Annotated in this window: 11 protein-coding genes; 7 read left to right on the top strand and 4 right to left on the bottom strand. The window is 56.8% G+C overall.

What is annotated here, in order from left to right:
- Positions 1–2 precede the first annotated feature (2 nt).
- On the top strand, positions 3–1,298 hold the full coding sequence (hisS, locus tag QP027_RS06065) for a histidine--tRNA ligase (protein ID WP_284826818.1): 1,296 nt from the start codon (positions 3–5) through the stop codon (positions 1,296–1,298).
- Here hisS and QP027_RS06060 read toward each other — a convergent pair whose 3' ends face one another.
- The 4 genes from QP027_RS06060 to ypfJ all read right to left on the bottom strand — a co-directional run bounded on the left by QP027_RS06060 (position 1,299) and on the right by ypfJ (position 4,774).
- Positions 1,299–1,973: an FMN reductase gene (locus QP027_RS06060; protein WP_284826817.1), complete on the bottom strand. Its 675-nt coding sequence runs from the start codon at positions 1,971–1,973 to the stop codon at positions 1,299–1,301. It lies immediately after the preceding gene.
- The gene (locus QP027_RS06055; RefSeq protein ID WP_284826815.1) at positions 1,974–3,089 is read right to left on the bottom strand and encodes a CE1758 family FMN-dependent luciferase-like monooxygenase; all 1,116 of its coding nucleotides are present in this window, start codon (positions 3,087–3,089) and stop codon (positions 1,974–1,976) included. It lies immediately after the preceding gene.
- A gap of 68 nt (positions 3,090–3,157) precedes the next feature.
- Positions 3,158–3,874 (bottom strand): CBS domain-containing protein, encoded by a 717-nt coding sequence (locus QP027_RS06050; RefSeq protein ID WP_284826813.1) that lies wholly within the window; start codon positions 3,872–3,874, stop codon positions 3,158–3,160.
- A gap of 27 nt (positions 3,875–3,901) precedes the next feature.
- A complete protein-coding gene (gene ypfJ, locus QP027_RS06045; protein ID WP_284826810.1) occupies positions 3,902–4,774 on the bottom strand; it encodes a KPN_02809 family neutral zinc metallopeptidase in 873 nt (290 codons plus the stop codon).
- Positions 4,775–4,914: 140 nt separating this feature from the next.
- Between ypfJ and aspS the strand changes: the two genes are divergently transcribed.
- The 6 genes from aspS to QP027_RS06015 all read left to right on the top strand — a co-directional run bounded on the left by aspS (position 4,915) and on the right by QP027_RS06015 (position 14,010).
- The gene (gene aspS / locus QP027_RS06040; RefSeq protein ID WP_284826952.1) at positions 4,915–6,705 is read left to right on the top strand and encodes an aspartate--tRNA ligase; all 1,791 of its coding nucleotides are present in this window, start codon (positions 4,915–4,917) and stop codon (positions 6,703–6,705) included.
- Positions 6,706–6,863: 158 nt separating this feature from the next.
- Positions 6,864–8,114: a phosphotransferase gene (locus QP027_RS06035; RefSeq protein ID WP_284826808.1), complete on the top strand. Its 1,251-nt coding sequence runs from the start codon at positions 6,864–6,866 to the stop codon at positions 8,112–8,114.
- A gap of 14 nt (positions 8,115–8,128) precedes the next feature.
- Positions 8,129–9,490 carry a replication-associated recombination protein A gene (locus tag QP027_RS06030; protein WP_284826806.1) on the top strand — a complete coding sequence of 454 codons (1,362 nt, stop codon included), beginning with the start codon at positions 8,129–8,131 and terminating at the stop codon, positions 9,488–9,490.
- A 52-nt stretch (positions 9,491–9,542) separates the two neighbouring features.
- Positions 9,543–12,212: an alanine--tRNA ligase gene (alaS, locus tag QP027_RS06025; RefSeq protein WP_284826805.1), complete on the top strand. Its 2,670-nt coding sequence runs from the start codon at positions 9,543–9,545 to the stop codon at positions 12,210–12,212.
- 129 nt (positions 12,213–12,341) lie between these two features.
- Positions 12,342–12,860 carry a Holliday junction resolvase RuvX gene (ruvX, locus tag QP027_RS06020; protein WP_284826804.1) on the top strand — a complete coding sequence of 173 codons (519 nt, stop codon included), beginning with the start codon at positions 12,342–12,344 and terminating at the stop codon, positions 12,858–12,860.
- Positions 12,847–14,010, top strand: a complete 1,164-nt coding sequence (locus QP027_RS06015) for an endolytic transglycosylase MltG (protein WP_284826802.1) — start codon at positions 12,847–12,849, stop codon at positions 14,008–14,010. Before ruvX ends, QP027_RS06015 begins: the two co-directional genes overlap by 14 nt.
- The last annotated feature ends 3 nt before the right edge of the window (positions 14,011–14,013 follow it).

Below are 14,013 nucleotides of genomic sequence, written 5' to 3'. Positions count from 1 at the left end.
CTGTGAGCGAAAACAAGTCTGAGAAGCAAGAGAAGTTCAAGGCGCTGTCGGCCCCGAAGGGCGTACCTGACTATGTTCCACCGGCCTCGTCGACGTTTATCGCGGTGCGCGATGAGTTTGTACGCCAGGCTCATCTGGCTGGCTATCAGCATATTGAGCTGCCGGTCTTCGAAGACACCACCTTGTTCGCACGTGGCGTGGGCGAGTCCACCGATGTTGTCAGTAAGGAAATGTACACCTTCGCCGACCGAGGTGATCGATCCGTGACCTTGCGTCCGGAGGGCACCGCTGGTGTCATGCGTGCGGTGATCCAGCACAACTTGGATCGTGGCTATCTGCCGGTCAAGCTGAACTACTACGGTCCGTTCTTCCGCTACGAGCGTCCGCAGGCTGGTCGCTACCGGCAGCTGCAGCAGGTGGGCGTGGAAGCCATTGGTGTAGACGACCCGTTCCTCGACGCAGAGGTCATCGCGCTCGCGGACCGCTGCTACCGTTCAGTCGGTCTAAAGGATTTCCGTCTAGAGCTCACCAGTCTTGGTGATAGCAACTGTCGTCCGGCATACCGTGAGAAATTGCAGGAATTCTTGTTCAATCTTCCTTTGGATGAAGAGACACGTCACCGCGCGGAGATCAACCCACTGCGTGTACTCGACGACAAACGCCCCGAGGTCCAGGAAATGACCGCCGATGCGCCACTCATGTTGGACCATCTTGATTCCACCAACCGCGAGCACTTTGAGACGGTCACTGGCACCCTCGATGACATGGGTATTGCATATGTGATCAACCCACGGATGGTGCGCGGCTTGGACTACTACACCAAGACCTGTTTCGAGTTCGTCCACGACGGCCTTGGTGCTCAGTCGGGCATTGGCGGTGGCGGGCGCTACGACGGCCTCATGGCTCAAATCGGCGGCCAGGATCTGTCCGGTATCGGCTATGGTCTGGGTATCGACCGCACGGTGCTCGCGCTCGAGGCGGAGGGCGTGACCCTCGACGGGGTTGACCGTCGAGTTGATGTTTTCGGCGTTGCGTTGGGCGCAGATTCTCGCCGACGCATGAGCCTGCTTGTCGACGAGCTCCGGGCCGCAGGGGTGTCCGCCGACATGTCCTACGGCGACCGTGGTCTCAAGGGAGCCATGAAGGGCGCAGATCGGGCCGGTGCACGATTCACCTTGGTGCTTGGCGATCGTGAACTAGAAGCGGGAGAGGTCTCCGTGAAGAACATGGAAGACCACTCCCAAGATCCGATTGCGCTGGATGAGGTAGTAGCCACGCTTCGCGGAAAGCTGGCTTAGTTAACTATTTCCATCATGGCCGGCGAGCAACTCGGAGAAGGGAACTAGATTCTCCTCCGGGTCAACGCCGGTTTTTCTTCTGCGTGTCATGCCTTGGCCTTCTGCTGTGACCCCGCCGAGGCCACCAACAGAATCATTGGATGCAACCATCAGGTTTGCCAGCTCGCCGGCTGCGCGTGCGATGCGGCGCTCCAACGATTGTCCTTCTTCGCCTCCGAAGTCATCTGTGGCGGCAAAAAAAGAGGTGGGGACTACGACGGCTCGCATATAGGTCATCAATGGGCGCAGCGCGAATTCCGTGACCAACGAGTGGCGTGGAGTACCCGCGGTTGCCGCAATGATCGTCGGCATGCCGTTGAGCGCGTCGGCATCGAGCGCGTCGAAGAACATCTTGAACAAGCCTGAGTAACTTGCTTTGAACACTGGCGTTACAGCGACGAGACCGTCGGAGCTTGAAACCAGGGTCTTAACTTCGTCGAGGCGCGGTGTAGACATGCCCGTAGTAAACACTTGGGCTAGGTCGTTGACTAGCTCCCGCAGTTCGATAGTGGTGACCTCGAGCGCCTCGCCGCGCGCAGTCACGGCAGCATTGACGGCCGCAGAGATTTCGTCTGCAACCTGGCGTGTCGACGACGGTGTGGAGAGTCCGGCCGTGATGACGGTAAGGGTTCTCATCTAGTTCTCCTCTGCGCCCGGATTGACCTTGAAGTGTGGCATGTCTCGATTGTCCCTGAGGGTGGCAAACGTCGGAGGGTTGGACGGAACGTGCTCTGGGCGGCGCTCCTCCATACGGCGACGCACCTCGGGAACGACCTGGGTGCCGAGGATCTCGACCTGCTGCAAGACGACCTCGAGAGGCAGGCCGGCATGATCCATGAGGAACAGCTGCCGTTGGTAGTCGCCGACCCAGTCAGCAAACTCCATCGTGCGCTCGATGACCTGCTCGACAGTACCCACGGTGAGCGGGGTAAGAGAGGTAAATTCTTCCAGGGACGGACCGTGACCGTAAACTGGGGCGTTGTCAAAGTACGGGCGAAATTCCTTTTTCGCCTGTTCCTCGCTGTCGGCGATGTAGACTTGGCCGCCAAGACCGACGATGGCTTGATCCGCTTGGCCGTGGCCGTACTTTTCAAAACGACGGCGGTAAATGCCGACCATCTTCGCGGTGTGCTCCTTATTCCAGAAGATGTTGTTGTGGAAGAAGCCGTCGCCATAGAACGCTGCCTGTTCTGCAATCTGTGGGGAGCGGATGGAACCGTGCCAAACAAACGGAGGAACGTCTTCCAGTGGACGTGGGGTAGAGGTAAAACCGTTCAGTGGAGTGCGGAACTTGCCTGACCAGTTGACTACGTCCTCTCGCCAGAGACGTCGAAGCAGATGGTAGTTTTCTACGGCGAGAGGGATGCCTTCACGAATATCCTTGCCAAACCACGGGTACACAGGGCCAGTGTTGCCTCGGCCCATCATGAGATCCATGCGACCACCGGAAAGATGTTGCAGGAAGGCGTAATCCTCCGCGATACGCACAGGATCGGTGGTGGTGATTAATGTCGTGGCTGTAGACAGGTGAATGTTTTTCGTCTGCGCGGCGATATAAGCTAGGTGAGTTGTCGGTGCCGAGGGGATAAATGGCGGGTTGTGATGCTGGCCGGTAGCAAATACGTCTAAACCGACCTCTTCCGCTTTGAGCGCGATCTGGGTAATTGCGTTAATACGCTCGTGCTCAGTAGGGGTGATTCCTGTTGTTGGATCCTTGGTGACGTCACCAATGGTGAAGATTCCGAACTGCATAATGTCACTAACTCCTTAATGTTTAAAGTAATGACAAGAGTATATGACACGACAACATCCGTCAAGGATTAGGAAGCGTCGAGAAGCGCCTTGATGTCGCTGCCGCCAATTACGCGGAGCGGTTTCTGAGTTACCTTGCCATGCTCGGTGATCACAGCCGCACGCGGCAACCCGCCCTCTGGGAAAGGCGTCATCATCGCATCTAGGGCGGCAGCTGCGGTTATATCGCGAGGAAGGAACACCGCACGGTCGGAGTTCTCGGCGTATTCCAGCACTTCGCGGACGGTGCGGGCATCTAAGTGGTCATTATCATCTAGATCGGCGGAGACCCAGCGGGCGATGGTGTTCGTCGTCAGTATTCCTGTGCATTGACCACCGTCGTATACCGGGAACTGGGAGATCGTCGTGCGGCGTACCCATGAGAGAGCTTCGCGCACGTCATCGTCGGGGTGAACAGTAATAACTTCCTGTGCCTGGAGAACTTCCATTGCCAAAGGGGGATGGAGAAGTAGATCGCGAATGTGCTCGATCTCGTCCACGGTTTCTTGAAGGGGTTCTGCAATCGGAGCAAAGTCGCGGTAGGCACCGTGGCTAATCGCATTGCGGAGGTCTGCGAATTCCTTGAGATCAGCGGCTTGATCGCCGGTGACGAGGTGCTTGCGCTCTGCGTGGCGCAGCATCCAAGAAAAGCCGTCCGATTTCTTGGCGTTGAGCTCGTCGCGAAGAAAGGCTTCGATTTCGTTAAAGGCGGAAAGAAAAGCAGTGGCGCGATGAGGGGTGGTCATGCCCACCCACTCTAGTGGCGATCGGACTTAGCTGCGGTAGTTGCCAGTCTCTAGGTAGTCACAAGCAGCCATTGTGCCCTCGTTGTAGCCCTTGAGGAATGCATCCTGGCGCTGCTGGGACGAACCGTGCGTCCATAGGTCAGGCTGGACTTCGCCGGTAGAGCGCTTCTGGATATTGTCGTCACCTACCGCGCGTGCAGTGTTGATCGCGGACTCCACCTGTTCAGGAGTGACCTTCTCTAGCGCAAATTCTTGGTCCTCATCTGCACGGTTGACCCACATACCCGCGTAGCAGTCAGCCTGAAGTTCGAGCTTTACGGCGGTTGAGTCTTCGCCAGGGTTGTTGTAATCGATCATGCCGATGGTGCCTTCAAGCTTCTGGATGTGGTGGCCAAACTCGTGTGCCACGATGTACATCTGGGCCAGAGGAGCATTGTCGCCACCAAGACGTTCCAGCTGATCAAAGAAGCTGACGTCGAAATACGCCGAACTGTCGCCACCACAATAGAAAGGTCCAGTGTTCGAGGAAGCAAAACCACAGCCAGACTGAGTCTGTCCTTCGAAGACAACAAGACCAGGTTCTTCATATTCGATTCCGGCTTGCTGCGGAAGGACCTCTTCCCACATGGCATCTAGATTGAGCGCAGTAAATTCAACACGACAATCCGCGTACTTGTTCGCGTCGTCAGTGGTTTTGCAGTGGACAAGGCCAGGGTCTTCGCCCTGTGGCTGCTGACCGCCACCCGTAATTTGTCCCAAGTCCGCTGGGTTGCCACCCAAAAGAAGAAACAGACCGACCATCAAAAGGCCGCCGATGCCTCCGCCGACAGCCATCTGTCCGCCGCGACCACCGGTGCGCGCGCGGTTACTACTCTTTTCAATACCGCCTTTAAACGTCATGAGCTGATCATGCCACAAAATTGATCGTTCATGGAACAACAAAGCAGCTAAACATGGGGTGGAACCAGAAACTCTGGAGGCGAGGGGGTAGACTTTCGTCCGTTCATAATCTCTACACGTGGAAGGACGTGGAAGAAACCGTGCTGCGCACTCACCTCGCGGGTGACCTCCGCAAAGACATCGCTGGCCAGTCCGTAACTCTGACTGGTTGGGTAGCTCGCCGTCGCGATCATGGTGGCGTGATCTTCATTGATCTGCGCGACCGCTCGGGCCTGGCACAGGTTGTGTTCCGCGAGTCCGCGGTTGCAGAGGCAGCCCACGATCTTCGTAGCGAATACTGCATCCAGGTCACCGGTGTCATCGAACCTCGTCCAGAGGGCTCTGAGAACCCGAATCTCGCGTCCGGCGAGATCGAGGTCAACGTTACTGACCTGACTGTCCTGAACAAGGCTGCGGCTTTGCCATTCCAAATCGAGGACTTTTCGAACAACGAGGTTGGCGAGGAAACCCGGCTGAAGTACCGCTACCTTGACCTGCGCCGCGATCGCCAAGCTGATGCACTGCGCCTGCGCTCCGCAGCGAACCGCGCAGCACGTCAGGTACTGGATCAGCACGATTTCACCGAGATTGAAACCCCAACGTTGACGCGTTCCACGCCAGAGGGCGCACGCGACTTCCTAGTTCCAGCTCGCCTGCGTCCGGGTTCTTGGTACGCGCTTCCGCAGTCGCCGCAGCTGTTTAAGCAGCTGCTCATGGTAGCGGGCATGGAGCGCTACTACCAGATCGCTCGCTGCTACCGCGATGAGGATTTCCGCGCAGACCGCCAGCCAGAGTTCACCCAGCTTGACGTAGAGATGAGCTTTGTGGATCAAGACGATGTGATCGCTTTGGCCGAAGACATCCTGAAGGCACTGTGGAAGCTCATCGGATATGAGATCACGACTCCGATCCCACGCATGACCTACGCAGACGCAATGGAGAAGTACGGCTCCGACAAGCCTGACTTGCGTTTTGATATCCAGCTGGTCGAGTGCACCGAATTCTTCAAGAACACCACCTTCCGCGTCTTCCAGAACGAATATGTTGGCGCTGTGGTCATGGAAGGTGGCGCATCGCAGCCTCGCCGTCAGCTGGACGCATGGCAGGAGTGGGCGAAACAGCGTGGTGCCAAAGGACTTGCGTACATCCTGGTCGGCGAAGATGGCGAGCTCGGTGGCCCAGTGGCCAAGAACATCACCGAGGAAGAGCGCGCAGGTATTGCAGAGCACGTCGGTGCAAAGCGAGGCGACTGCATCTTCTTCGCAGCAGGAGAAACCAAGTCTTCTCGCGCACTGCTTGGCGCCGCGCGCGGTGAGATCGCCCAAAAGCTTGGTCTGATTAAGGATGGCGATTGGGCATTTACCTGGGTCGTCGACGCACCGTTGTTCGAGCCGGCCGCAGACGCAACCGCTTCTGGCGACGTTGCTTTGGGCAATTCCAAGTGGACCGCAGTCCACCACGCATTTACCTCGCCAAAGCCTGAGTTCATCGACAACTTTGACAAGGAACCGGGCGAGGCACTGGCGTATGCATACGACATCGTCTGCAACGGCAACGAGATCGGTGGTGGCTCTATCCGAATCCACAACCGCGACGTTCAGGAACGTGTTTTCAACGTTATGGGGATTACCGAAGAAGAGGCTCGCGAAAAGTTCGGCTTCCTCCTCGATGCGTTCGCGTTCGGCGCACCGCCACATGGTGGCATCGCCTTCGGCTGGGATCGCATCGTCTCTCTTTTGGGCGGATTCGACTCGATCCGCGACGTCATCGCTTTCCCTAAGTCTGGTGGCGGCGTAGATCCGCTTACCGACGCGCCTGCGCCGATCACCCCAGAGCAGCGCAAGGAAACCGGCGTTGACTTCAAGCCAAAGAAGGAAAACGCCGAAAAGTAGTCTGACACTACACACACCTTCCTTGTCGTTTTGCCGTGGCAAACCCACACGCTGGGTGAATCGCCTCGAGGCAAAACCATAAGGAAGGTTTGTTGTGTTCTGAGCCATAAAAGGTCTTTAAATGAGGCACACTGGTAGGGACACGAAGGAGAAGAAACGTGGACACCCAAGAGATCGTCACTCTCGCTGAAGATTTACTTACCCGTCGCTATGGCGGAGCGTTGAAATTTCACGATGTGACCCAGCTTTCTGGTTCGGGAACCGCCGTGGTTCTGCAGGCTAAAGTGTCCACGAACCCATTTTTTCCGCACAGATCGGTCGTCGTTAAGCATTCGCCGGTAAGCGGTGATGTGATCGACGATGCCGCCTTCCTGCGTGAGGTAGTGGCGTATCAGTTCACCACCTCGCTCGCCGAAGAAGTCCGCCCAGGCCCGGTCCTGTTTGCTTATGACCTACAAGAGCGAATGATCGTCATTTCGGATTCCGGCGAAGGCGACAATTTCGCGGATCTACTCCAAGAGGGCGATCCCGAAAAGCGCGTACAAGTGCTGCGCAACCTAGGCACAGCTTTGGGCAAGATGCACGCAGGGACCGCGAGCAAGGAAGATGCTTTCACCATTTTGTTCAAGCGCATGCTGCGCCAGCATCCAGAGTTTGCGCGGATCCAGGAACTCAGAGAAGGCCTTCTTGACTATGCAACGCGTTCCGGCATGGATGCGATAACTGAGTCGGGCATCGAGGTGCCCGCGGCGGTCAAAAGCGTAGTGAACAACATCCAAGATCGTGTTCGTCATGGTCGCAACCGAGCGTTCACGCCGTTCGACCTCGCTCCAGACAACATTATCGTGGGCGAGCGCACTGAATTCTTAGACTATGAGTGGGCCGGTTTCCGCGATGTGTCTTTTGATCTGGCTTGCGTGATTGGCGGATTCCCGCAGTTCATTTCGACGCGTCCGATCGCCGACGATGAGGCAGTTGCATTCGTGGAGGCTTGGGTCCAAGAAGTCAATGAGTTGTGGCCTGCGGTAACCAACGAAGATACCCTGCACGCACGCATTACCGCTGCGCTCATTGCATGGGCATTTGCCTCCGTTTCACTGATGTACCACGGATCCATTGCTCGAGGGATCGCTCTTCGCGAGGATGCGCGCGAAGCCCTGCAGCTGACAGACGAAGAGATCACCAACCTAGGTTTGATCACTCCCGACAACTTCGAAGTCAACACCAATATCCTGCAACCTGCATTTGAAGCAGATTTCAACCAAGACGAATTGCTTATCCGCAGGGACCTGTATGAAACGTTCGAGGCATTGAGCCGATTCGCAGCTGCAGGGCGTGATTCCAGTTACGCGGTCATCTCCGAGTTTGCCTTCGAACTGGCGGAGCGAATCAACGACCAGCTGATCTAGGTAGGCTCGTCTGTATGCAAGAAGGACTGTTTGGGGATCCTGGGCCCCAGGAGCCCGACTCTCCGCACCGCGGTTCGGCCTTGTTTGAAGCAGGCGCAGGGGCGCCACTGGCTGCGAGAATGCGTCCTCGCTCGCTTGACGAGATCGTTGGTCAACGCCACCTACTCGGTGAGGGCAAGCCACTGCGACGTCTCATCGAAGGTTCCGGCGATGCTTCCGTGATTCTCTACGGCCCACCGGGCACCGGCAAAACGACGATTGCGTCGTTGGTTGCCCAAACTATGGGACAGAACTTTGTCGGGCTTTCTGCTCTGTCATCGGGCGTGAAACAAGTGAGGCAAGTTATCGAAACCGCGCGGCGCGACCTCCTCCGAGGCCACCGGACCGTGCTATTTATCGATGAAGTCCACAGATTTTCCAAGACCCAACAAGATGCACTGCTGGCTGCGGTAGAAAACCGTACCGTCTTGTTGGTCGCAGCAACCACAGAAAATCCGTCCTTTTCCGTCGTCTCACCGCTGCTGTCGCGCTCGCTTTTGCTGCAGCTTGAACCTCTTAGCGAGGATGACCTGCGCCACGTGATCGCCCGAGCAGTGGAGGATCCACGAGGGCTAGACAATCGCATTACGCTTGACGACGAAGCCCTCGAACAACTTGTCTTGCTCGCAGGCGGGGATGCGCGTAGATCATTGACGTACCTGGAAGCTGCGGCAGAAGCTGTAGAAGACGGTGGCACTCTTACGCTGGATACTGTGCGCCACAACGTTAATCGTGCGATCGTGCGATACGACCGCGATGGCGATCAACACTATGACGTTGTTTCAGCATTTATCAAGTCCATACGTGGTTCGGATGTTGATGCGGCCCTGCATTATCTTGCCCGCATGATTGAGGCGGGGGAAGACCCTCGCTTCATCGCGAGACGTCTTGTGGTCCATGCCTCCGAGGACGTCGGCATGGCCGATCCTTCAGCCCTTCAGACCGCCGTAGCGGCTTACCACGCAGTGAGCTTCATCGGAATGCCAGAAGGGCGATTGGCGCTGTCTCAAGCCACGATCCATCTTGCAACGGCGCCCAAATCCAACGCGACGTATGTCGCTATTGATCGTGCATTGGCCGATGTCCGCGAAGGTAAAGCTGGGCATGTCCCTGCGCACCTACGTGACGGACATTATGAGGGTGCGGCGCGCATGGGTAACGCCGTAGGTTATGTCTATCCGCATGATGCACCCCTTGGAGTAGTGCAGCAAAGATACATTCCTGAAGGCTTGGACGATGCCGTGTATTACGAGCCTACGGACCATGGTGCCGAGAATCGGATCCGTGATTTCGTCGGCAAGCTACGCAGAATCGTCCGTGGAAAGTCGCGCGGGTAAGCTGTACCACGTTCATTAGATTCGACCAGATTTTTATCGGAGGAAACCGCTCGTGCAGACCCATGAGATTCGGGACCGTTTTACTCGACACTTTGTAAAGTCCGGCCACACCGCGGTGCCGAGCGCCTCTTTGATTCTCGACGATCCCACCCTGCTGTTTGTCAATGCAGGCATGGTGCCATTTAAGCCATACTTCTTGGGTCAGCAGAACCCGCCGTTTGAAAACAGCACTGCTACTTCGATTCAGAAGTGTGTGCGCACCTTGGACATCGAAGAGGTGGGCATCACCACCCGTCACAACACATTTTTCCAAATGGCGGGTAACTTCTCCTTTGGCCAGTACTTTAAGGAAGGCGCGATTCGCCACGCGTGGAGCTTGCTCACAAGCTCTGTAGACGAGGGTGGCTTCGGCCTTGACCCAGAGCTCCTTTGGGTCACCGTTTTCCTCGACGACGATGAAGCCGCAGAGATTTGGGAAAAGGAAATCGGCGTACCCAAGGAGCGCATTCAGCGTCTGGGCATGGAGGATAATTTCTGGCACATGGGCGTGCCTGGACCTTGTGGTCCGTGCTCCGAGATCTACTACGACCGCGGCCCTGAGTATGGCATCGAGGGCGGCCCAGAGGCGGACGATAACCGCTACATGGAGATCTGGAACCTGGTCTTTATGGAGTCCATTCGTGGTGAGAGCGATGCCAACGGCAACTTTGAAGTTGTCGGCGAACTACCAAAGAAGAACATCGATACCGGCATGGGCGTTGAGCGCGTCGCATGCCTCTTGCAGAACGTGGAAAATGTCTACGAAACAGACTTGCTCCGCCCCGTCATTGAGGCCGCTGAAGACCTCACCGGAACCAAGTATGATGCTGGTTCCCAGCAGAATGACGTGCGCTTCCGAGTGATCGCGGACCACTCTCGTACCGGCATGATGATCATCCTGGACGGTGTCACTCCATCGAACGAAGGCCGCGGATATATCCTTCGCCGCTTGCTGCGCCGCATCGTTCGATCGGCTCGGCTCCTCGGGGCTACGGGCGAAACCCTTGAGACCTTTATGAACACCATTATGGACACGATGACCCCGTCATTCCCAGAAATCGCTGACAACCGAGAGCGCATCATTCGCGTTGCGGTGAACGAAGAGCGCGCGTTCTTGAAGACTCTGGAGTCCGGAACCCAGCGATTTGATGTCGCGGCCACCGCGGCAAAGGAAGAGGGCGCTCAGGTCCTATCTGGAGAGCAAGCTTTCGAACTCCACGACACGTATGGTTTCCCGATCGATCTGACGATGGAGATGGCTCGCGAAGCCGGTCTTGAAGTGGATATGGCTGCATTTGATCGTGCGATGTCTGAGCAGCGCAACCGCGCAAAGGCTGACAACCGTGCGAAGAAGCATGGTGCCGCAGACGAGTCCCTTTACCGTGACTGGGTGGACAACCAGCCGACGGAATTTGTCGGCTATGACAATTTGGTGCATGACTCCAGAGTGATCGGGCTTGTCCGCGACGGCGAGACCGTCAACGAGGCCAAGGCCGGCGACGAAGTCGAAGTCATTTTGGATGTGACTCCAATGTACGCAGAGTCCGGTGGCCAAACTGGTGACCGTGGCCGCATCGTCATGGGTGACACGGTATTAAGCATCAATGACGTGCAAAAGATCGGCAAGAAACTCTGGGTACACAAGGGCGTCGTTGAAGCCGGTGGACTCGATCTTGGATCTACCGTGCGTACCGAGGTGGATGAGAAGTGGCGCCACGGTGCCCGCCAAGCTCACACAGCGACACACTTGGTCCATGCGGCGCTGCGCGAGGTGCTTGGGCCAACCGCCGTCCAGGCTGGATCCTTGAACAAGCCGGGATATCTACGCTTCGACTTCAACTACACCGAGCAGCTCACCGACGCACAGTTGGAAGAAATCACCACGATTGCCAACCAGGCTGTCGATGCTGACTTCGCGGTGAACACGCTGGAAACTAGTCTCGAGGAAGCCAAGGCGATGGGTGCCATGGCGCTCTTTGGCGAAAACTACGGCAATGAAGTTCGCGTCGTCGAGATCGGCGGCCCATTCTCGATCGAGCTGTGTGGTGGCACACACGTAGCGCACTCTTCGCAGATCGGCCCAATTGCCGTCTTGGGCGAATCGTCGGTCGGTTCCGGTGCTCGCCGTATCGAAGCGTACTCTGGCATGGATTCCTTCCGCTACTTCTCCAAGGAAGCGGCTCTAGCGTCCGCTCTGGCTCAGGAGTTCAAGACTCCGTCCGAAAAGCTGCCAGAACGCATCGCAGAACTGGCGGACAAACTCAAGGCAGCCGAAAAAGAAATTGCCCAGCTGCATCAGCAACAGCTTCTGTCCAACACGGCTGATCTGGTGAACCAGGCGGAGACTATCGGCGAGTTCGCTGTGGTGACGGTCAAGCTTCCCAATGGGGTGAACGCCGGTGACCTGCGCACCATCGCGCAAGATTTGCGGGGCCGAATGGTGGAGCAGGCAGCGGTGATCGTCGTGGCTAGCGACAATGGCGGCAAGGTACCCGTCGCAGTAGCCGTAACTCCAGCTGGTGTAGACAAGGGCATCAAGGCTGGGGACATGATTAAGCTCATTGGTGGCTACATTGATGGCAAGGGTGGCGGAAAGCCAGACTTGGCTCAAGGCTCCGGCTCCAATGTGGAGGGCCTGGATGATGCATTCCGCGCGGTCAAGGACGAGATTTTCACTAAGTAGCCCCAGATCGGGTATTGTAACGAACTGATTACGGACACGCCGGTATGTCTACGCATTACCACCGGTTTGTCAGTTAGGTTTATCAGGAACGAAGATCAATGTTGCCTACAGGAGACTTTCCCACCCCTTATGTCCCAACGCATTAGCCCTGATACTCCAGGTGTCGATGACCCAGGCCCAGGCCGGCGCATCGGCATCGACGTGGGCACAGTGCGCATGGGGGTTGCCTCATCGAATCGCGAGGCAACGTTGGCTACTCCGGTGGAAACAGTTCAACGTCAAACTGGCTTTAAAGATCGTGACAAAGCTGACATTGACCGGCTGCTTGAGATCGTCAATGAGTACGACGCTGTCGAGATCGTAGTGGGATTACCGCGAGATCTTCAGGGGCATGGTTCTAGCAGCGTCAAGCACGCCAAGGAGATTGCCTTTCGCCTCAATCGTCGTCTCGGCGGATCGATACCAGTGCGCATGGCAGATGAGCGGCTGACAACCGTCGCAGCCACCGCTGCGCTGCGGGCGTCTGGTGTCTCAGAAAAGGCTGGTCGGAGCGTCATAGACCAAGCCGCAGCGGTAGAAATCTTGCAATCGTGGCTCGACGGTCGCATTGCTTATCTAAATAAGGAGATGCCTCATGACCACGCGTAGAACTACACGATCACGCACCACAGGGCTCGCTGTGTTTGTGACGTCTCTGTTGCTCATCGTCGGTGCGGTGGCGTACATCGGCTACGCGCTCACGTCGTCGTCAAGCGAGGCAGTACCGAGTGACTTCGAGGGCACCGGCAACGGTGTAGAAAAAGTCGTGCGTGTTCAAGAAGGCGATTCCATGTCGGCGCTAGGACCACGGCTTGAAGAAGACGGCATCATCATGAGCACCGCAGCTTTTGAAACTGCCGCGATGAATAACCCAAACTCGGGGGCGATTCAGCCGGGCTTCTATCGTCTGCAGGAGGAAATGAGCGCCAAATCCGCTGTTGAAGCACTTTTGTCTCCTGACAATAAGATCGATCTACTAGACATTCCCGGTGGAGCAACGCTCAACGACGTCGTCGTGGTCGGAGGGGACACCCGCCTGGGTATCTACTCCCAAGTCGCGGAGGCAAGCTGTGGACACAATGGCGAAACGACATGCGTCTCCAAGGAAGAACTGGAAAACGTGGGAGCAAACGCTGATCCCGGTGCACTTGGTGTTCCTGAGTGGGCTCTGGCGCAGGTTAGTGCTCATGCTGGTGACCCAAAGCGACTCGAAGGTCTGATTGCTCCCGGACAGTACGTAGTTGACCCAGAGATGTCTGCTCAGGACATTCTCACTGATCTGATTACGCGCACGGCCAATAAGTACAACGAGACCGGAATCGTGGAGCGTTCGAGCGCCATCGGTTTGTCGCCATACGAACTGCTCACCGCCGCATCCTTGGTTGAGCGTGAAGCGCCAGCAGGGGAGTTTGACAAAGTGGCGCGCGTCATCTTGAACCGTTTGGCAGAGCCGATGCGCCTTGAGTTCGACTCTACGGTTAACTATGGCTTAGAAGACGTGGAGATCGCCACCACAGATGAAGACCGCGCGCGTGTGACCCCTTGGAACACGTACGCGATGGATGGCCTGCCAGCGACACCAATTTCTTCGCCATCGGAAACTGCTATTACATCGATGGAAAACCCCGCCGAAGGCAACTGGCTCTTCTTCGTCACGATCAGCCAAGATGGCACTACAGTATTCAATGACACCTACGAGCAGCACCTCGTCGATGTTGAACGCGCCCAACAATCCGGCGTATTGGACTCCAACCGATGAACC

It is taken from the genome of Corynebacterium breve (assembly GCF_030252165.1).
In the GTDB taxonomy this organism is placed as follows: domain Bacteria; phylum Actinomycetota; class Actinomycetes; order Mycobacteriales; family Mycobacteriaceae; genus Corynebacterium; species Corynebacterium breve.
Note: the sequence above shows the minus strand (reverse complement) of the source record. Positions and strands in the feature narration are given on the sequence as shown.

Bases quoted from the DNA above. Each gene is read 5' to 3' on its own strand.
- QP027_RS06055 (WP_284826815.1), bottom strand. From the start codon at position 3,089: ATGCAGTTCGGAATCTTCACCATTGGTGACGTCACCAAGGATCCAACA.
- QP027_RS06030 (WP_284826806.1), top strand. From the start codon at position 8,129: ATGCAAGAAGGACTGTTTGGGGATCCTGGGCCCCAGGAGCCCGACTCT.
- QP027_RS06015 (WP_284826802.1), top strand. From the start codon at position 12,847: ATGACCACGCGTAGAACTACACGATCACGCACCACAGGGCTCGCTGTG.
- ypfJ (WP_284826810.1), bottom strand. From the start codon at position 4,774: ATGACGTTTAAAGGCGGTATTGAAAAGAGTAGTAACCGCGCGCGCACC.
- ruvX (WP_284826804.1), top strand. From the start codon at position 12,342: ATGTCCCAACGCATTAGCCCTGATACTCCAGGTGTCGATGACCCAGGC.
- QP027_RS06050 (WP_284826813.1), bottom strand. From the start codon at position 3,874: ATGACCACCCCTCATCGCGCCACTGCTTTTCTTTCCGCCTTTAACGAA.
- QP027_RS06060 (WP_284826817.1), bottom strand. From the start codon at position 1,973: ATGAGAACCCTTACCGTCATCACGGCCGGACTCTCCACACCGTCGTCG.